Origin of the sequence: Sphingomonas sp. Leaf198, from assembly GCF_001424005.1 — a bacterium.
Lineage (GTDB): Bacteria > Pseudomonadota > Alphaproteobacteria > Sphingomonadales > Sphingomonadaceae > Sphingomonas.
The window spans coordinates 421,099-440,405 of sequence record NZ_LMPX01000001.1 but is presented as its reverse complement, the minus strand read 5'-3'; the positions used below and the strand labels follow the sequence as shown (position 1 = coordinate 440,405).

The following is a 19,307-nucleotide window of genomic DNA, read 5'->3' as shown; positions in this document are numbered from 1 at the left end:
TAAGGATTGGGATCAGCGCGCGGTCACGTTGCCCTTGTAGTCGAGCCCGACATGGACCTTCTTGCCGCCGCGAGTCGCCATCCCGCGCCAGACGCCGTCCTTGTCCTTGGTCAGTGCCGACACCGACCGATAGCCGGCCTTCGTCAGCCGGCCACGCGCCTGGTCTTGCGAGAAGGAATTGGCGCCGCTGGCGGGGGCGGCGACGTGCGCGGCGTCGTTGTTCTTGATCGCGGGGTTGTGTGCGCCGGTATGCGTCGCGGTCTGTGCGACGGCGCTCGACGCCAGCAGCATCGCGCCACAGGCCATAAATGCTCGAACAGTCATCATACTCTCCTTTGTTTCTTGTTCTTCGATAATCCGCAGTCCGGGCGGCAGTTCCACGCTGGAACTGCCGCGCCGTTTGCTCAGCGTGCCGTGCCGCGACGAAACAGGTTGATGATCGCGAGCAGGATGACCGCGCCGACCAGCGAGATCAGGATCGACTGGATGTTGAGCGCGCCGTCCATGATCGATGCGCCACCGATCAGCGGCGTGATCAGGAACCCGGCGAGCAACGCGCCGACGATCCCGACGACGATGTTGAGGAAGATCCCCTGCTGCGCATCGGTCCGCATGATCATGCTGGCGACCCAGCCGATGAGTCCGCCGACGACGAGAAGGATGATGAGGTTCATGATGAGGTTCCCTGAAGTGTGATACGGGATGCTTAACAGTCGGACTCGCGGTTCCGTTCAGTTCCCCACTTTTGCCGGTTGGTGCAGGAATACCGGGGTGATTGGTATTTTTGAGCCTTCATGGGCGGAACCGGATGCCCCCCGCCGGCGCTGGACGCAGCATGACGAAGACCCCGCATCCGCCGCTTCACGCCCCTACGCTGCACCATCTCGAACAGCTCATGACCGGGCTGCTCGAAGGCGTGATCCTGATGGATCCGACCGGAGTCATCCTCAGCGCGAACCCCGCGGCCCTGAAGATGCACGGGATATCCTCGGTGAAGGAGCTGGGCGAGACCGCCGACGAGTACGCCGCACGGTTCGACCTGCGCCACCGTAACCACCGGAAGATCCCGCGCCGCGAATACCCGTTGATGCGGCTGCTCGCGGGGGAGAGCTTTCCCGACCTGATCGTCGAGGTCGGCCCGGCGGGTGCAGACGAACCACGCTGGGTGCACCAGGTTCGCGACATCGTCATGGACGAGGATGGCGGCGAGCCCGACTGCCTGGGGCTCGTCATCAACGACGTGTCCGAACGGTTCGACGCCGAGGACCGGTTCGAGGCGATGTTCCATGCCAATCCCGCGCCAGCGCTGATCATCCGGGTTGCCGACCAGCGCTATGTGCTCGTCAACCAGGGGTTTCTCGACCTGTCGGGCTACAGCCGCGACCAGATCATCGGCAAGACGCTGTTCGAGTTCGATTTCCTGACCGAGGTGCAGCGCAAGCCGTTCGTCAGGGACTGCGTGGCCGCGGGCAAGACGGTCCCGCAGCTCGAAGCCGAACTGCCATTGGCGAGCGGCGACAAGACGCTGGTTGTGCTCGCCGGCCAGCCGATCGAGGTCGCGAACGAAGACTGCCTGTTGTTCACCTTCGCCGATCTCGAACCGCGCCGTCAGGCCGAACGCGCGCTGCAGGCCAGCGAACGCCACTTCGCCTCGGTGTTCGAGATGGCACCGATCGCGATGGTCGTGACGCAGGGCGATGACAACCGCATCGCGCAGGTCAATGCCGCGTTCAAGACGCTCACCGGCTACACCGAGAAGGCGGTGGTGGGCATGGTCGCGGACGATCTGCAGTTGTGGAACGACGCGGTGCAACGCGAGGGCCTGGAAACCGAGATCCGCGAGTCCGGCGGCTTTCGCGGCCACGACGTCCGGCTGCTCCACAAGAACGGCGAAGGGCTCGACTGCCTGGTGTCCGCCGAACGGATCAGCGTCGACGGCGAACCCTGTGTGCTATGGCTGTATCAGGACATCTCGGCACGACGGCGCGGCGAACTCGATCTCGTCGAGGCGATCGACGCGGTGATGAAGGACGCCAACTGGCTCAGCCGCTCGATCATGGACAAGCTGGCGACGCTGCGGAATCCGCGCGCGCTGCCCGGGACCAGCGCCCCCTCGACCGATCTCAGCAAACGCGAACGCGAGGTGCTCGAACTGATCTGCCAGGATCTCGACGACGCGGCGATTGCCGAGCGCCTGGGCCTGTCGCGCAACACGGTCCGCAACCATGTCGCGCGGCTCTACGCCAAGATCGGCGTCAACCGACGCAGCGCCGCGGTGGTCTGGGCCCACGAGCGCGGCGTCGGAGCGTGATCGCAAGGGTCAGAACGACAAGCTGACGCCCGACCGCAACCGCGTATCCGCGGGGAGCGGCGATCCTGCAGCCCCCGACGCGTGCGTCAAATTCTCACCCGCAACCCACGCCGAGACCGTCCGTGACAAGCGGACACCGACCTTCGCGTCGAGCGCGAGCGCGGCCGACACGTCGAACAGATCGAGAAACGTATCGGGCCGCGTGCTGAGCTGGCGCGTCGCAGACGTGTACCGGCCGACGACCGATCCGGACCACCGCGCGTCGCTATAATCGATCACGACATTGGCCTTGTGCCGGGCAGTCGCTTCGCCGGGCAGGAACGAATATTCGATGCCGCGGGCATTCGCCGGCAATGCCTCGTCGGTCTGCGTGAAGGAATAATTCGCGCGCCAGGTGACATGGTCCCGGATCGCCCCCCGCGCCGACAGCTCCACGCCGTACGTGCGGAAATTCCCGATATTGGCGACCCGCGTGACGAGGAACGGATCGGTCACGCCGTGGACCTCGAGTACCGGATTATCGCCGGGATAGGCGATCGCGTTGTTCGTGCGGGTGAAGAACGCCACCGTCTTGATTTCCAGCGCGTCGGAAATCCGGTAGTCATAGGCGAGTTCCGCGCTCCAGACCTCGACCGGTTTGATCGCCGGATCGCCCGCGACGACGACCGGCAGCGGCACACCGACGAACGTCACCGGGATATTCATCCCGAACACCACCAGCGACGGCGCCTGCACGGCGCGCCCGCCGTTCAGCCGAACGGTCTGCCGAACCCCCAGCTGATAGACCGCCGCGGCGTTGAAGCTGAATGCGGTGAACGAGCGATCGAAGTCAGGCGCGGTGTTGGCGGTGATCGCGGCGATCGTCCCCGATTGCCCCAGCGACAGCGTGTCGATCCGGCCGGCGAGGTTCACGGACAGCGGATCGGCGACCCGCACGTCGAGCATCGCATTGGCCGAGAGGACCGAATAGTCGGTGATCCGCGAAAACGTCACGCCGCTGTCGACGCGGTTGTCGCGGTACTCGACGCCGATCCGCGCGGTATCGTCGCCGCTCAGCCTGACCAGCGCCGAGGTCTGCGCGACGAGGGTGCGTGCCGATAGGTCGAACGTCTGGAGCGCGGCGATCGGCGCGCGTCCCGGATCGTTCGAGCCGATCCCGTATCGGGCATCGAGCCAGTTGTTATAAACCTGCGCGGTGATGCTGCCCCACGGGGTGTCGCGGTCGACATGCACGCCGATATTGCGGGTCCTGTAGAGCTGTTCGCTGTAGATCTGCGTGACGAGCAGTTCCAACTGGCGATTGCGCGCATAGCCGCCGGTCACGCTCAACTGGGTCTGCGCATCGAGATCGGCATCGACCGTCGCCGACACGTCGTCGCGGATCACGTCGTCGGCGCGCGCGGGCTGGATTTGGTCGGTCGGTATCGCGCGCTCGTTCTCGCGCATGTGCCCGCCGGACACCCGGAGTCCGATCGCGCTGGAGACCGGCATGCTGAGCGCACCGGCGATCCGGCCATAGCCATGATTGCCGGCCTCGACGGTGGCGAAGATCTTGCGGCTCGCCAGCGGATCGATCGTGATGATGTTGACGACGCCGCTTGCCGCATTGAACCCGAACAGCGCACCGACCGGGCCGCGCACGAGTTCGATCTGCTGGATCTCCTCGAGCTGGATGCCGAGCAGGTTCCAGTCGGTCATCCCGTAGTGATCGAGATAGACCTGGCGCCCGTTGACCAGCACGAGCAGCCGCGGGTTGTAGGTCTGCACGCCGCCGCGCACCGCGATGTCGCTTTGCCCCGCGGTCCAGTGGTTCACGTCGATCCCGGCATAGGTATTGAGCAGGCTCGGAACGTCCTTGGCCGGCGAGCGCAGGATCTGCTCGTGATTGATGACGATCGTCGACGCAGGGCTTTCCGACTGGCGTTGCGGCTTGCCGGTGACGCTCTTGGTGACGGGTTCGCCCATCGTCTGGCTCAGCAGGTCGTAATCCATGCGTTGCGCATGCACGGGCATCGCGACGAGCGGCAGGATCGCGATTGCGGCAAGTCGAAGCGAAGTATGATACCGCACGATCAGACCTCCTTGACGAGCATGAGGAATGCCGAGCCGAAGCGGATACCGCTGCGTCGCGCCGCCGCCTTGCTGACGATGATCTGCGTCCGGTTCGGGCTGGTGATGCCGACGACGCACTTCCCGCTGATGACGCAGGCGGAGTCCGCCGTGATCGTCAGAACCGACTGCGCGCCGGCCGCTGCCGCGACCTCGTCCTGATATGCGCGCAGCCCCGTCGTCACGAACGCGGCCTTGACCCCGCTCAGCTGTCCGAGGTTCGACACGGCCACGCGCCGAGTCCGCAGCGTCGCCCGCCCGATCGTGATGCCGTTCGACAGCGCGCGTTCCATATCCGCCGCGTCCGCTTCCGATGCGGCATTGCCGGGCTCGTACACGATCGCGACCGGCACGACGCCGACGGGTGCCGGCTGCACGAAGGTGATGACGCGCGCCGCGACCGGCACGTTGAGCACCGCCGACGGAGCCGGCTGCGTCGGCAGCACGGCCGAAAAGGCGAGGATGGGACCCGCGAGATACGACAGAGATTTCACGTTGATCCTAAGGGTTCGTCCCGCATGACAGCGGGCTTCGGCGATAAGCGATGCCCGGTGCCCGTAGGAAAACGGGTCGTCGCGGAAAATATCGTGGCTGGCTTGGGTCGACGCGCGCCCCCTGCGGACCGCGCGCGATACGGCACGGAAATTGTCACGCCGCTTCGCGCTCACCGCGCGTGACGAGCGCGGCAGCCTGCGCGAACGCCGTCGGCTTGCCGAAGAAATAGCCCTGCCCCTGCGTGCAACCGCGTTGTGCGAGCAGGCTCGCGGTCTGCGCGTCTTCGATGCCCTCGGCGGTCACTTCCATGCCGAAATTCACCGCCAGCGCGACGATCGCATCGATCAGCTTTTCGCTTTCGACGCTCTCGTGCATCGACCTGACGAAGCTTTGGTCGATCTTGATCTTGTCGAATTTGAATCGTCGCAGGTGGGACAGGCTCGAATAGCCGGTGCCGAAATCGTCGAGCGCAATCGAGATCCCGCTCCGACGGAACGTGTCGAGCACGCGTTCGGCGGCGACGACATCGTCCATCACCGCGTCCTCGGTGATCTCGATCTCGATCCGCGACGGGATCACGTGTGCATCGCGGATGATCCCGATCAGCGTCTCGGCGAGGTTCGGCTCTTCGAGCTGCATCGGCGATATGTTCACCGCCATCCGCAGATGATCGGGCATATGGCTGAGGTCGATACACGCCTGACGCAGGACCGACTTGGTCATCTCGGTGATCTGCCCGGTCGTTTCGGCGATCCGGACGAACCTGTCGGGCGTCAGCAGCCCCAGACGCGGATGATACCACCGTGCGAGGACCTCGAAGCCATAGAGCTGGCCGTCCGAGAACCGCATGATCGGCTGATAGAACGGCCGTATCTCGCCGCGTACGATGCCATCGCACAGTTCCTGCTCCATCCGGCGCCGTTCGAGACGGTCGAGCTCCATCGCCGGGGCGAACAGGCAGACCCGTCGTATCCGGTCGCGTTTGGCCTCGTACATCGCGATGTCGGCGGCGTGCAGCAGGTCGTCGGGTTCGGATCCGTCCTCGGGGAACCGCGAGACGCCGATGCTGGCGCCGACCTTGATCATGTTGCCGCGCCATACGAGCGGCTCATGCAACGCGACGCTCGCCTGGTGGGCCAGCGCCATCACGTCGCTATGCTCCTGATCCTGCGGCATGAGGATGGCGAACTCGTCACCGCCCAGCCGCGCGATCGTGCTGTTCGCCCCGAAGACGACTCGCAGGCGGTGCGCGACCACTTTCAGCACCGTGTCGCCTGCCGCGTGGCCATGCGTGTCGTTGGCGTCCTTGAAACTGTCGAGATCGGTCAGGATCACCGACAATCTGCTGTCGGACGCCAGCGCCGCACCGATCGCGCGTTCGATATCGGCGACGAACACGCGTCGATTGACCAACCCCGTCAGCGCGTCGGTTCGCGCCAGCAGCAGCGCCTCCTGTTCGGCGACGCCGCGCCGGATGATTTCCGCGCGCAACTGCGTCCCCCGCGTCGCCGCCAGCGCAAGCCAGGCATAGGACAGCGCCGCGACGATCAGCATCGCGGTCGTGACCAGCGCGACGAGCAGACGGGTCCGCCAGGCGGCCTCCTCGGCATGGCGGTGCGCGTCGGTGATGCCCGACGCGGCGATACCCTTGATCGCCGTCAGGACGTGATCGGCATTGGCGCGGAACGGCCGCAACATGCCGACGCTGGTCGCGAAATCGATCTCCAGCATCGACGAGACCACGTCGACCGCCTCGCGATATTTCGCGAGTTCGACGACGACGTTGGCGGCGCGCGCGCGATCGTGCGGCGACATCGCCTGCTGCTGCGCCGCGAGATCGGCACTGATCCGATCGATCCGGGCGCTGATCCGGCCGAGACGATGTTCGCCGCCCGCGGACGGTCCGCTCGCCGCTTCGTCGACCATCAGCCGGTACAGGTTGCCGTCTTCGTGATCGAACCGTGCCGCGATCTCGCTCAACGACACCGCCGCGTCCATGTCACGGTCGACGATCACGCTGTTGGCATGCTGGACGTAGATCAGCGTGCCGAGGCACAAGGTCACCGCCAGGACGAGCAGGACGATGACCGCCTTCGGACCAGCCACGACGCGCGAAAACGGCACGAAGTTCAGCAGCGACGCGGCGAACCGGATTGCCGTGCCGAGCATGCCCGTTCGATCCGCGGAATCGTCGAGCGAGGGACCGGCCGTGGTTCGCCCCGCAAGGACGATATCGTCGCGCGCACTGGTCGCCGCGCGTCGCCAATGGCTGCCACGCGACGATTCGCTTCGAAAATTTCGCTGGTTTGGCATGGTCTTGCGGACCTAACTGCCTGCGAAACACTAACAAGTTACGTATAATTTCGACAACATATATCAATAAACCCGGTTTGGGTTGATTGCGCTCCTCGCGCGTCGCGGGCGCGGCAATGACGGCGCTCAGCTGGCGCACTGCCGAGCGGGCGTGGGCTGGACGTTAAAACCATATCGAATTTTTTCGGCATGGTCAGACTTTGGCAACGTCTTTCGCGCTAAATTAAGACATGCTCTCGTCGCTCTCCTCGCGCATAGCCATGCTGGGCGTCGTCGTAGTCGCTGCCCTGACAGCACTCGCGGCCTTGCTCATCCACGCTTCGCTCGACACGCGCGACAGCTTCGGTCAGGTGACGCATTCGGCGGAGGTCATCGAGACGATGACCCAGGCGCTCGGCGAGCTCCGTGACGCGGAGTCGGGCCAGCGCGGCTTCATCATCACGCACAACCCGGCGTTCGCGCAGTCGTTCGAAGATCGCGTTACGGGTTCGCTGAGCGATATCTCGCAAGTTGCGTTGCTCACCGCCGACAATCCCGTTCAGAACATGCGCGCAAACGAGCTTCGTCGGTTGATCCGCGAACGGACCGCGGTTCTCCGTGGTCCGCTCGACCTCGGCCAGGTGGGCGCATTCGACAGGGCTGCGGCGATGGTGGCCAGCGGGCGCGGGCGGGACCTGATGTCGACCATCACGCTCCGAGCGCGAGAGTTTCTGGCTGAGGAGCGCAACCTTCAGACGCAGCGGACCGACGCGGCCGGGCAGCGGCTGAAGGGCGTGCGCCGGCTCGCCATCGCAGGCGTAACGATCATCGCGCTGATCGTCATCCTGGTGTCCGGGCTCGTCATTCGCGGGATCAAACGCCCCTCGGTCCTGATGAAGGAGGCGATGGCCGATCTCGGCAAGGGCGACCGCAGCGCCAGGATCACCAGCGCGATGGGGTCGCGCGAGTTCGACGACCTCGCGACCGGCTACAACGCGATGGCAGAGCTGCTGGAGGCTGCGGTCGGCGAACAGGTTGAGAGCGAGCACCAGCTTCAGCATGCCAATGGGGAACTTGTCCGCAACGCCGACAGCATGCGCGAACGCGGCGAGGCGATCGAGCTTCTCGGCGGGATGGCGCACCGCATGCAGGCCGCGCGCACCGACATGGAACTGGCGCAGATCGTCCAGCTGTTCGTGCCGCGCGTGCTGCCGGGACTGCCCGGCGCGCTGTTCGTCCACAACAACTCGCGCAACCTGTTGACGCCGATGGCGACCTGGGGCGGCGTCGCGATCGAAAACGACGGGTTCGCGCCCGACCAATGCTGGGCGTTGCGGCGCGGCCAGAGCCACTTCGTCGCGGTACCGGGCGGGGATATCGTCTGCGCGCACGTTGGCGATGCGGCGACGGTCTATCATTGCGAGCCACTCCTCGCGTCCGGCGAAGTCATCGGCGTGCTGTATCTGCAGGGCATGATCACCGGCGACAGCCGCTTTCAGCTGACGGTGCTCGCCGAGAACATCGCCTCGGCGCTCGTCAACCACCGGTTGCAGCGCGACCTGCGCGAACAGACGATCCGCGATCCGCTGACCGGGTTGTTCAATCGCCGCTACATGGAGGAGACGCTGGCGATCGAGATCGCCCGCGCCGCGCGCGGCGGGCCGCCGCTCAGCCTGGTGATGTGCGATATCGATCACTTCAAGCGGTTCAACGACGAGTTCGGGCATGATGCGGGCGACTTCGTCTTGCACGCGGTTGCCAACGAACTGCGCGCCCGCTTCCGCGACGGCGACGTCGTATGTCGTTTCGGCGGCGAGGAATTCACGATCATCGCGCCTGGGACGACCGCCGAAACGCTGTTGAACCGCGTCGAAATCGTCCGCCAGACGATCGCCGATCTCACGCTGGAGCAGAGTGGCAAACGGCTCGGATCGACGACGATGTCGTTCGGGCTCGCGACCTGGAACCCCGACATGTCGCGCGATGGAACGACGCTTATCCAAACCGCGGATGCCGCGCTGTATCAGGCCAAGCGCGAGGGACGGAACCGCGCGATCGTCAGCCCGGCGCGCATGCTCGACAGTTCCGCCCGCCGGTGATGCTGAGCGGACAGCGTAACCAATATGGTCGAGGCGGATTATTTGACCCGCCTAATACTCTGACATAACCTCCTGTCATGCCGGCGTTCAAGTCCGGACCGGGAGGACGGATGCGACATACTTGGATCGGCGCAGCAGTGGTCGGCGCGATCGCCAGCGCCACCCCCGTGGGCGCACAGACTCCCTGGCAATCCTCCGAGACGCAAGCCCCCGCGGCGCGCATGACGTTGGAGCAGAAGACCAGCGACGGCGCCCGGTTCAAGGTACCTGGTGGCGTCCTTCGGGTGACGGTGTGGGGCGAGCGCGCGATCCGCGTGACGGTAGGTGCGGCTGAGGCGGCGGAGTTAGACACCGGTCTCGCGGTCCTCGGCACGCCCGCCCGCGTCGCCTGGACGATGAAGGAAGATGCGGATCGCTTCATCATCGCTACGCCGTCGATGCGGGTCACGGTCGCCAAGGCCGATGGCCGGGTCGCGTTGCTCGGTGCGGATGGCAAGCCGCTGATCGGCGAAAGCGATCCGGTGACCCGACGGCTGGGCGACGCGCCGGAGCCCGACGGTCGCGTCCAGCAGCGGTTCGAGATCGGCGGCGGCCAGGCGATCTACGGCCTTGGCCAGCATCAGGCCGGACTGCTCGATTACCGCGGCACGACGGTGCGGTTGCAGCAGGCCAACACCGATGTCGGCGTCCCCGTGTTCGTCTCCAGCGCGGGCTACGGCCTGTTCTGGAACAACCCGGCGGTGACCGATGTCGCCGTCGCCGTACCGCAGACCACTGACCGGATCGTGTTTCGATCACAGGCGGGCAAGGGCATCGATTATTTCCTGTTCGGCGGCCCCGATGTCGACGACGTGATCGGCGCCTATCGCGGCCTGACCGGGCAAGCGCCGCTGATGGCGCGCTGGACCTGGGGGCTGTGGCAATCGAAGGAGCGCTATGGATCGCAGGCCGAATTGCTGGGTGTCGCCGCGCGCTACCGTGCGATGAAGATCCCGCTCGATGCGGTCGTCCAGGACTGGCAATATTGGAAGCCGGGCGAATGGGGCAGCTACCGGATGGACCCGACACGCTATCCCGATCCCAAAGGGATGCTCGACACGCTGCACCGCCAGAATGTGCACAGCATCGTGTCGATCTGGCCGCGCTTCGACAGCGGTCTCGACACGACCAAGGCGCTCGACGCGGTCGGCGGGCTGTACGCAAAGACCTATCCCAACGTCTATCCCGCCGGCGAAGGTCGCTGGTACGACGCGTTCTCGAAGACCGCGCGCGCGACCTATTGGCGGTTCGTTTCTGAGCGCTTGGGTAAGGCCGGCTTCGACGGCTATTGGCTCGACGGGAGCGAGGCTGAACTCGGCGGCCACTGGGGCGAGATGCGCGACGTGCGGACCGCGATCGGATCCGGCGCGGATGTCTACAACGCGTATCCGCTGATGCACACCAGCGCGGTGCACGACGGCATGGCGACCGACTTCGCCGCGAAGCGCCCGATCATCCTGACGCGGTCGGCGTGGGCCGGGCAGCAGCGCAATGCCGCGATCACCTGGTCGGGCGACGTCGCCGGACGGTGGGACGTGTTCCGCGCGCAGATCCCCGCCGGCGTCAACTTCTCGATGACCGGCATTCCCTATTGGTCGGCCGACATCGGCGGGTTCTTCGGCGGCAACCCGGACGACCCCGCCTATCAGGAACTGTTCACCCGCTGGCTCCAGTTCGCCGTGTTCAACCCGATGTTCCGGATCCACGGGACCGGCGCGGGAAAGGAGGTCTACAGCTTCCCCGAGACCGCCCGCGGTCCGTTGCTCGATGCGGTCGCGCTGCGCTACCGGCTGCTGCCGTTCCTGTATGCGCAGTCGTGGCAGGTCACGCAGCACGGCGCGTCGTTCCTGTATCCGGCGGGGATGGCGTTCCCGCACGACGAAGCGGCGCGAGACCTGCGCGACGAATATCTGTTCGGCCGGTCGATCCTGGTCAGCCCGGTGGCCAATAAGGGTGCGACGTCGCGGCAGGTCTATCTGCCGGCGGGTACGGACTGGTATGATTTCTGGTCGGGCGAACGGCTAACGGGCGGCATGCACGTCACGGTCGCCGCGCCGATCGGGCAGATCCCGCTGCACATCGCGGCAGGAACGATCCTGCCGCTCGGGCAACGCGTCCAATATACCGAACAGTCGCCCGCTTTGCCGACCGAACTGCGCTTGTACCGCGGTCGCGACGGACGCTTCACGCTCTACGACGATGCCGGTGATGGCCAAGGCTGGCGGCGCGGCGAGCGCGCGACGATCGATCTTGCACTGGACGACAAGACCGGCGTGCTGACGATCGGAGCGCGACAGGGCCGCTATCCAGGCATGCCGGCCTCGCGCATTTTCCATGTCGTTTCGGTTGGCGCGAGCAATGGCGTCGGACTGGGCGAAGGCATCGGTAGGACGATCGCCTACACCGGAAAGGCGGTCAGCGTAGCGTTGGACGCGGATGGCTCCGGTGCGGCCCGCCGCAGATGACCGGGTCGCGGGGCGAGCGCTCTCTGAGGGCCTGAGGCAGCCCATCGCTTTCCACATTGACGCGGTGCAGCATCGATCCTAGACGCGCGCCTCCTCTTTATGCCAAGCCCTTCACGGTGCCGCTTTGCTCTGCGCCGGAGGCGCCGCTTGACCATGACCATGACTTTTGCCGATCTCGCCCTCGCCCCGGTCTTGCTGCAGGCGCTAACGGAAGAGGGCTATACCAACCCGACGCCGATCCAGGCGCAGTCGATCCCGATGCTGCTGGAGGGCCGCGACATGCTCGGCATGGCGCAGACCGGCACCGGCAAGACCGCAGCCTTCGCGCTGCCGTTGCTGCACCGCCTTGCCGCCGATCCCCGCCCTGCCCCCAAGGGCGGCGCGCGCGTGCTCGTGCTCGCCCCGACGCGCGAACTGGTGTCGCAGATCGCCGCGGGCTTCGAGAGCTTCGGCCGGCACATCAAGCCACGCGTGACGACGATCTTCGGCGGCGTCAGCCAGTTCCACCAGGTCAACGCGCTCAAGGACGGCGTCGACATCATCGTCGCAGCGCCGGGCCGTCTGCTCGATCTGATCGACCAGGGGCTGTGCGATCTGTCCGCGCTCGAGGCGCTGGTGCTCGACGAAGCCGACCAGATGCTCGACATGGGTTTCGCCAAGCCGATCGAGCGGATCGTCGCGACGCTGCCGCAGGACCGCCATACGCTGCTGTTCTCGGCGACGATGCCGAAGTCGATCGCCGCGCTGGCCGAGAGCCTGCTGCGCGATCCAGCCAAGGTCGAGATCGCGCCGCCGTCGACGACGGTCGACCGGATCGACCAGTCGGTGATGTTCCTCGACGCGGCCAACAAGAAGGCTGCGCTGCTCGCGCTACTGCGCACGCCCGACATGGGCCAGGCGGTCGTCTTCACGCTCCAGAAGAACATCGCCAACGAGGTGTGCGCGTTCATCAGCGAAGAGGGCATCACCGCAGAGGCGCTGCACGGCAACAAGTCGCAGGGCCAGCGCGAGCGTGCGCTCGACGCGTTCCGTGCCGGCACCGTGCAGGTCCTGGTGGCGACGGATATCGCCGCGCGCGGGATCGACGTCGACACCGTGACGCACGTGTTCAACCACGATTTGCCGAGCCTGCCCGAGAGCTATGTCCACCGGATCGGCCGCACCGGGCGCGCCGGGCGCAGCGGTTTCGCGATCACGCTGTGCGATGCCGAGCAGCGCGCCTGGCTGCATGATGTCGAGCGCGAGATCGGTCGCACGCTGACCGTCCAAGACGATCACGAATGGCATTGCGAAGTGGCGCGCCACTCCACCCAGCGCGCACCAGTGCTCGGCGGCGGACCCGTCAAGCAGGTCAAGCCGACCAAGGAGCGCGTGCGGAAGGTCTGGACCGAGGAAGAGAAGCTCGCCGCGCGGATGGCTGCCAAGGCCGCCTGAACGCCGATCACATCGGTCTCGCGGGCGGCAAGCCCAGCGTCCTGAGGTCTCCGCAGATGCCGACGCATCGGCGGAGACGCGGCTCCAATCCGATCGATCTGAAGCATAGCCCAGGAGCGTGGTTATGCGCCGAGCTTTGGGTATAGACCGCTTTGCTGGAGCCGCCGTGCTCCCACGTGAGAACCCCAACTATCCGCCGAGTTGCGGACGTCCAACGCCATCAAACCGGCACAATTGACCCGTCGCTCCTGCCAGACGCTGGAAGCCGGCCGTGTAGCACTCGCAGAGGCTGCGGCCCGGCGACACGATCACGCCTCCTGAAGGCGTCCGGCCAAAAGCGTCGCCATCACAGGTACCGCATCCACCACCGGTCGCTTTTGCGCTTCATCGTCGCGAATGACCGGGTGGCGAGCCAGAGCGGCCCTAGCACAGCGGCGGCGATCAGCCAGATCCAGCCGACCGACGGTATGTCTACCCCTGCTGCGCCGGTCACCGCGCCGGCAGCAATCTGGACGAGATGCAGCACGTAGAGATGTAGAATATAGAAGAACAACGGCGCGCTGCCCAACACCGCCAGCCACCGCGGCGAGCGGCTGTCCCATAGCGCGAGCAAGGCCGACCCGCCCCCCAGCGTCAGCAGCAGAAAATCGAGCGACGGGGGATATTTGGTCACGTTCAGAAACGACATCGCGGTGAGTAACGGCGTCGCGCCCCCGATCCACGGGGTCGGATCGCCATAACCGTTCAGCCCGCGCAACACGCAGAACGCGGCCAGCAAGCCTGCCGCGACCATCCACAACCGGCGCACCCGCGTCTTCGGCGCGGTCGCGGCCGCAAACCAGGGGCCGATCGCATAGCCCAGCGCGATCGCGCCGATCCACGGCAGAACCGGATAGGAGGTCCGAGCGCGCGTCCCTTCCCACAGGTCGACAAAGCCCCGATCGTGCAGCACGGCCCAGACCGCATGTCCGGGCTCGCCCACTGCAAAGGTGATCGGATCGAGCAGATTGTGCCCGACGACGATCGTCACACCAATCGCGGCGATCCAGACGCGCGGCAGATGCACAAGTGCGGCCAAGGCGAGCATCGACCAGCCGATCGCCCAGATGACCTGCAGAAATACCGTGGCTGGCGACAAGGTGAAGGACCAGGCGAACCCGACGATCGTCAGTTCCAGCGCGATCAGGAACGCCCCCCGTTTCACCAGGAACGCGGAGGTCGCCATCACGGGCTTGCGCGCGCCGTACAGCCAGGCGGCAAGCCCGGTCAGCGCGACGAAGACGGGCGCGCACAGATGTGCCGCCAGCCGCGTGAAGAACAAGCCGGGCGACGTCGTGGTCAGGTCCATCGGATCCGCGACCTGATGACCATAATAGAAGAATTCGCGGGTGTGATCGACGAGCATCAACAGCATGACGAGGCCGCGCAGCCCGTCGATCGACTCGATTCTAGCACCACGGCGCAACGGCGCCGCAGAAACGACGTCGTGCCTTGCGGCTGGCGAAGTGGCGGATGTTGCAGTGGGGGATGTAGCGGCAGTCGCGGTCGACACAGTTGATTTCTCCGTTGCCCCGCAATGTTATATTGTAATGACAACGTCAACCTCGGCACTGTGCTCCGCCGTGTTCGCCGCCCCCTCATTTGTCGCATCGGGCTGCCGCGCCCCGCCCGTCGCGGCGTATTCGAACTGCGTTATGGTACTTTGTGCGCCGACGACGCGCTGGGACTGGTCGTCAGGATTAGTCAAAGGACGAGCCAGGCAACCATCTGGCGTCGGTAAACGCTACGCGATGGTCGAATTCACCCAGAGCCGGAGACATCGAGGCTTCCGGTTCGCTTGGCAGAATAGATCAAGAATTGGCTGGGGCGGCAGGGTTCGAACCTGCGCATGGCGGCATCAAAAGCCGCTGCCTTACCACTTGGCGACGCCCCAACAGAGGCGGCCTTATAGCGGGGCCGCGCCGCGTGAAAAGCCCTCGCGGACGTCAAACCGCGAGATGGTGCAGCCAGGCGTTGTCGTCGGGCGCGGTGCCGCGCTGGATCGAGACGAGCGCGTCGCGCATCCGCATCGTCAGCGCACCGGGAGCGCCGTCACCGATCGTGAAACGCCCCTCGGGGCTCGCCACCGTGCCGATCGGCGTCACCACCGCCGCGGTACCGCAGGCGAACGCCTCGACCAGCCGGCCGCTCGCCGCATCGGCGCGCCATTGATCGAAGGTGTAGCCCTCCTCACGCACGGTGATGCCCTGTGCCCGTGCAAGCGTCAGGATCGAGTCCCTCGTGATACCGGGGAGGATCGTGCCGGTCAGCGCCGGCGTCGCCATGCTGCCGTCGTCGAACACGAAGAAGATGTTCATCCCACCGAGTTCCTCGACCCAGCGGCGCTCGGCCGCGTCGAGAAACACGACCTGGTCGCAGCCGTTGCGGATCGCCTCGGATTGCGCGAGCAGACTGGCGGCGTAATTGCCGCCGCATTTGGCAGCACCGGTGCCGCCCTGAGCCGCTCGCGTGTACTGCTGGCTGACCCAGATCGACACGGTCGGTGCGCCGCCCTTGAAATACGCGCCGACCGACGAGGCGAGCACCATGTAGAGATATTCGGCCGACGGCTTCACGCCGAGGAATACTTCGGAGGCGAACATGAACGGGCGCAGGTACAGCGCACCCCCATCGCTCTCCGGAATCCAGTTCGCGTCGGTCTTGACCAGCCGCTCGACCGATTCGAGGAACAGCTCGGTCGGCAGTTCGGGCATCGCGAGACGCCGCGCCGAATCCTGGAAGCGGCGGGCGTTCGCCTCGGGACGGAACAGCGCCGTCCCGCCGTCCGCGAGTCGATACGCCTTCATTCCCTCGAAAATTTCCTGCGCATAATGCAGCACCGACGACGCCGGATCGATCGTCAGCGGCGCACGCGCGGTGATCCGCGCATCGTGCCAGCCCTCGGCATCGCTATAGCGGATCATCGCCATGTGATCGGTGAAGACTCGCCCGAATCCGGGATCGATCAGCCGCTTCGCGCGCTCGTTCGCCTCGACCGGAGCCGCGTTCGGCTCGTGGCGGAAGGTTGAAGAGGGCGTAAAAGCTGGAGCGGACATCGAATTCTCTCTCAAGGCGGGTTGCCGACGACTACGGGCGATGGCTAAACCGGTCAACATGTCTGCCACAGCTTCGCCTGCGTCGCCCCTGTTCCTTCGCGAACCCGAACTCCGCCGCGGCATGGAGCTGCTTTATTTCGGCTATAGCCACCTGACGCGGTCGATCGACCAGGGCCTCGCCGAAGAAGGGCTTGGCCGGGCGCACCACCGCGCGTTGTATTTCATCGCGCGTAAACCCGATCTCACGGTGAGCGAATTGCTGTCGCTGCTGGCGATCACCAAGCAATCGCTCGGCCGCGTGTTGAACGAGCTCGCCGAGCGCAAGCTGGTCGAAACGCGCCCCGGCGAGCGCGATCGCCGCCAACGGTTGCTGAAGCTCACCCCGGAAGGCGCGAAGATGGAACGCGACCTGTTCGAGGCGGCGCGGATCCGCATGGCCGAGGCGTATGCCAGCGCCGGACAGAGCGCGGTCTCGGGGTTCTGGGCGGTGCTGGAAGGCTTGGTACCGGAAAGCGATCGCTCGCAGGTATTCGGCCTGCGCGGCTGAGCGCCAACTTCAGCGCGCGGCGGCGGCCATCTCGGCATTGCGCCGCTCGGATGCAGCCAATGTTTGGGTGAGCAACGCAACCAGCGCATCGTCGCGGTCCAGAACGTTCATACCCTCCCGAGTCGATCCGCCCGGACTCGCCACGCGGTCCGCCAGGGCGGCAGGCGATACATCCGCATCGGCCGCCATGATCGCGGCGCCTTCGAGCGTGGCCATCGCAAGCCGCGCCGACTGCTCTGCTGGCAGCCCTAGCGCGGCGCCTGCCTTGGCTAGTGCATCGGCGAATCGGAATACGAACCCCGGGCCACAGCCTGCGAGCGCCGTCACCGCATCGAAATGCGCTTCGTCGGCGATCCATTCATAGTGACCGAGCGGCGCGGCGAAGGCCTCTGCCGCTGCGATCGCCTCGTCCGACGCGGCGACCGTATAGAGCGACGTCACGCCCTTGCCGATCGCTACGGGCAAATTGGGCATCGTGCGAACCATCGTATCCGCTGCGAACCGTTCCGACAAAGTTGCGTGATCGACACCGGCCAGGATCGACAGCAGCAACCTCGGCGCACCTCGCATGGGCGCGAGCAAGGCCTGCGCCACATCGATCTGTTGCGGCTTGAGCGCAAGCATCAGCGTTGCGGGGGCATTCTCGTCAGGCAGCGCGGTCAGCGAGCGGACTCCCTCGGGCGCCCCCTTCCCGCTCCGCGTGATCACCGTCACCGTCGAAGGATCGAGCCCGGCGGCGATCCAGCGCCGCAGCATCGCACCACCCATGTTGCCGCAGCCGATCAGCCACAGCGGACCCGCTGGAAAGCGCCCGCTCATGCCTCGCCGTGGGTTTCGATCAGCGCCGCGGCGATCGCTTCCTTGGGACTCTTGCCGCCCCACAGCACAAACTGGAACACGGGATAGAAGCGCTCGCACTCCTCGATCGCCGATTCGACGAGCAGTTCGGCGGCCTCCAGCGACATCGTCCCGTCGTCGCCGCCATCGACCATCGCCGCGTGCCGGAACAACAGGATGCCGCTCGTCGACCAGAGTTCGAAATGACCGATCCAGAGCTGTTCGTTGACCAGGCCGATCGTCTCGTACACCGCGAGACGGCGTTCGTCGGGCACCTTTATATCGGGAAAAGCGAGGAATTGCAGGACGCTATCGTCTTCACGCCACAACGCGCGCAACTCGTACGTCGCCCAGCTACCTTTGACGGTCGCGACGATCTCGTCGTCGTGGCGCTCGTGCTCCCAGCCATGCGCAGCGTAATAGCTTTCGAGCATGTCGATCGGAGCGGCGTCTTCGTGGTCGTGGTCGGCGTGTTCAAGCATCACAGGGTCCTGGCGATCCTTATCGCACAACAAAGGGTGCCGAGGCAAAAACGCCCCGACAACCCCATCGGCCCCATTTCTGCGGAAAACTGTGGAAAAGTCAGTCGACCGACGCCCCGAGCGGCGCATTGACCGTCGATTTCGCTTCGAGCGCATCGAGACGCGCCTTCAGGGCATCGTTCTCGTCGCGCGCGGCTGCGGCCATCGCCTTGACCGCATCGAACTCTTCACGGCTGACGAAATCGAGCCCGCCAAGCCATTCACGTGCACGCTCGCGCGCACCCGAACCGGCTTCGCGACCGACGCCTGCAAGCGTACCGGCCGCGCCGTTCAGGACCTTGACGATATCGTCGAACACGCGGTTTTCGGATTGCATTGCTTCAAAATCCCAATGACTGCCACAACGGCTGCTGCGTCACAGCATTTGGGACGTATGCGGCGCGGGTGCAAGGGTTTCGGCATCGGGGTTCAACTGCCCGATGCTGAACGCGAGCACGCCGGCAAAGCTGATCCACACCATGTATGGCACCATCAGCCACGCCGCGGCAGGGCGGATGCGCGCAAATACGAAGGTTGCGGCGATCGACAGCGCGAGCATCGCGACGATCACCAGTACCGACAGCCCAATCCTGTGCGCACCGAAGAACATCGGCGTCCAGGCGAGGTTGAGCAGGAACTGGCCGACGAACAGCGCGACCGCAAGCCCACGCAACCGAGCGCCACGCGCGTTGAGGATCATCGCGAGCGCGAGCCCGATCAGGATGTAGAGCGTGGTCCAGACGACGGGAAATACCCAGCCCGGCGGGTTCAGCGCAGGCTTCGCGAGCGCCATGTACCAGGTATTCTCGCTGCCGACGCTGACCGATCGACCGGACAGGAAACCCAGCAAAAGGATCAGGGGCACGGTCACGACCGCCCAGCGGAGGAACGACATCCTCAACTGGCCCTTCGAAGCGATACCGCCCACACAAATCCTTCCGTCTCTACGCGGCCTCGTCCTGCCGCGCATTTTGTGATCGGTAAACCGAGTTTGGTGGATAATCGTTCCGCTAGTGGTTCATTCCGGTACGGACCTCCCCACACCGTCATCCTGACGAAAGTC

The 19,307-nt window shown here is 65.6% G+C and carries 16 protein-coding genes and 1 tRNA gene; 5 read left to right on the top strand and 12 right to left on the bottom strand.

The features are described from left to right. Positions 1 to 12 precede the first annotated feature (12 nt). Entirely contained in the window at positions 13 to 324 is a 312-nt protein-coding gene (locus ASG20_RS02030; protein ID WP_056050288.1) for a hypothetical protein, read from the bottom strand. Between the two features lie 80 nt (positions 325 to 404). Then, positions 405 to 674 (bottom strand): GlsB/YeaQ/YmgE family stress response membrane protein, encoded by a 270-nt coding sequence (locus tag ASG20_RS02025; RefSeq protein ID WP_056047837.1) that lies wholly within the window; start codon positions 672 to 674, stop codon positions 405 to 407. A gap of 161 nt (positions 675 to 835) precedes the next feature. Here ASG20_RS02025 and ASG20_RS02020 point away from each other — a divergent pair, with 161 nt between their 5' ends. Then, entirely contained in the window at positions 836 to 2,311 is a 1,476-nt protein-coding gene (locus tag ASG20_RS02020; protein WP_056047834.1) for a helix-turn-helix transcriptional regulator, read from the top strand. 9 nt (positions 2,312 to 2,320) lie between these two features. On the opposite strand, the gene ASG20_RS02015 is transcribed toward ASG20_RS02020, so the two are convergent. The 3 genes from ASG20_RS02015 to ASG20_RS02005 all read right to left on the bottom strand — a co-directional run bounded on the left by ASG20_RS02015 (position 2,321) and on the right by ASG20_RS02005 (position 7,084). Then, positions 2,321 to 4,381, bottom strand: a complete 2,061-nt coding sequence (locus tag ASG20_RS02015; RefSeq protein WP_056047831.1) for a TonB-dependent receptor plug domain-containing protein — start codon at positions 4,379 to 4,381, stop codon at positions 2,321 to 2,323. Positions 4,382 to 4,383: 2 nt separating this feature from the next. Further along, the gene (locus ASG20_RS02010; RefSeq protein WP_056047829.1) at positions 4,384 to 4,914 is read right to left on the bottom strand and encodes a YfiR/HmsC family protein; all 531 of its coding nucleotides are present in this window, start codon (positions 4,912 to 4,914) and stop codon (positions 4,384 to 4,386) included. 154 nt (positions 4,915 to 5,068) lie between these two features. Continuing rightward, a complete protein-coding gene (locus ASG20_RS02005; RefSeq protein WP_168371592.1) occupies positions 5,069 to 7,084 on the bottom strand; it encodes a putative bifunctional diguanylate cyclase/phosphodiesterase in 2,016 nt (671 codons plus the stop codon). 404 nt (positions 7,085 to 7,488) lie between these two features. Here ASG20_RS02005 and ASG20_RS02000 point away from each other — a divergent pair, with 404 nt between their 5' ends. From ASG20_RS02000 to ASG20_RS01990, 3 genes are all read left to right on the top strand, one after another. Then, the gene (locus tag ASG20_RS02000; RefSeq protein ID WP_056050287.1) at positions 7,489 to 9,306 is read left to right on the top strand and encodes a diguanylate cyclase; all 1,818 of its coding nucleotides are present in this window, start codon (positions 7,489 to 7,491) and stop codon (positions 9,304 to 9,306) included. 110 nt (positions 9,307 to 9,416) lie between these two features. Next, positions 9,417 to 11,810, top strand: coding sequence for a glycoside hydrolase family 31 protein (locus ASG20_RS01995; RefSeq protein WP_056047823.1), 2,394 nt, complete (start codon positions 9,417 to 9,419; stop codon positions 11,808 to 11,810). Between the two features lie 153 nt (positions 11,811 to 11,963). Beyond that, positions 11,964 to 13,244 (top strand): DEAD/DEAH box helicase, encoded by a 1,281-nt coding sequence (locus ASG20_RS01990; protein ID WP_056047820.1) that lies wholly within the window; start codon positions 11,964 to 11,966, stop codon positions 13,242 to 13,244. A 346-nt stretch (positions 13,245 to 13,590) separates the two neighbouring features. Here ASG20_RS01990 and ASG20_RS01985 read toward each other — a convergent pair whose 3' ends face one another. The 3 genes from ASG20_RS01985 to ASG20_RS01975 form a co-directional block, all read right to left on the bottom strand. Continuing rightward, the gene (locus ASG20_RS01985) at positions 13,591 to 14,796 is read right to left on the bottom strand and encodes a DUF1624 domain-containing protein (RefSeq protein WP_082470689.1); all 1,206 of its coding nucleotides are present in this window, start codon (positions 14,794 to 14,796) and stop codon (positions 13,591 to 13,593) included. A 306-nt stretch (positions 14,797 to 15,102) separates the two neighbouring features. Continuing rightward, positions 15,103 to 15,177: transfer RNA gene (locus tag ASG20_RS01980), tRNA-Gln, on the bottom strand. 52 nt (positions 15,178 to 15,229) lie between these two features. Continuing rightward, positions 15,230 to 16,339 (bottom strand): branched-chain amino acid aminotransferase, encoded by a 1,110-nt coding sequence (locus ASG20_RS01975; protein WP_056047813.1) that lies wholly within the window; start codon positions 16,337 to 16,339, stop codon positions 15,230 to 15,232. A gap of 58 nt (positions 16,340 to 16,397) precedes the next feature. Here ASG20_RS01975 and ASG20_RS01970 point away from each other — a divergent pair, with 58 nt between their 5' ends. Next, on the top strand, positions 16,398 to 16,886 hold the full coding sequence (locus ASG20_RS01970; RefSeq protein ID WP_231420344.1) for a MarR family winged helix-turn-helix transcriptional regulator: 489 nt from the start codon (positions 16,398 to 16,400) through the stop codon (positions 16,884 to 16,886). Between the two features lie 9 nt (positions 16,887 to 16,895). Here ASG20_RS01970 and ASG20_RS01965 read toward each other — a convergent pair whose 3' ends face one another. From ASG20_RS01965 to ASG20_RS01950, 4 genes are all read right to left on the bottom strand, one after another. Beyond that, positions 16,896 to 17,705 (bottom strand): pyrroline-5-carboxylate reductase family protein, encoded by an 810-nt coding sequence (locus tag ASG20_RS01965; protein WP_056047806.1) that lies wholly within the window; start codon positions 17,703 to 17,705, stop codon positions 16,896 to 16,898. After that, positions 17,702 to 18,205: a YbjN domain-containing protein gene (locus ASG20_RS01960; protein WP_056047803.1), complete on the bottom strand. Its 504-nt coding sequence runs from the start codon at positions 18,203 to 18,205 to the stop codon at positions 17,702 to 17,704. Before ASG20_RS01960 ends, ASG20_RS01965 begins: the two co-directional genes overlap by 4 nt. Positions 18,206 to 18,305: 100 nt before the next feature. Next, positions 18,306 to 18,581 carry an accessory factor UbiK family protein gene (locus ASG20_RS01955; RefSeq protein WP_056047799.1) on the bottom strand — a complete coding sequence of 92 codons (276 nt, stop codon included), beginning with the start codon at positions 18,579 to 18,581 and terminating at the stop codon, positions 18,306 to 18,308. Positions 18,582 to 18,620: 39 nt separating this feature from the next. After that, positions 18,621 to 19,139 carry a TspO/MBR family protein gene (locus ASG20_RS01950; RefSeq protein WP_056047795.1) on the bottom strand — a complete coding sequence of 173 codons (519 nt, stop codon included), beginning with the start codon at positions 19,137 to 19,139 and terminating at the stop codon, positions 18,621 to 18,623. Between the last annotated feature and the right edge of the window lie 168 nt (positions 19,140 to 19,307).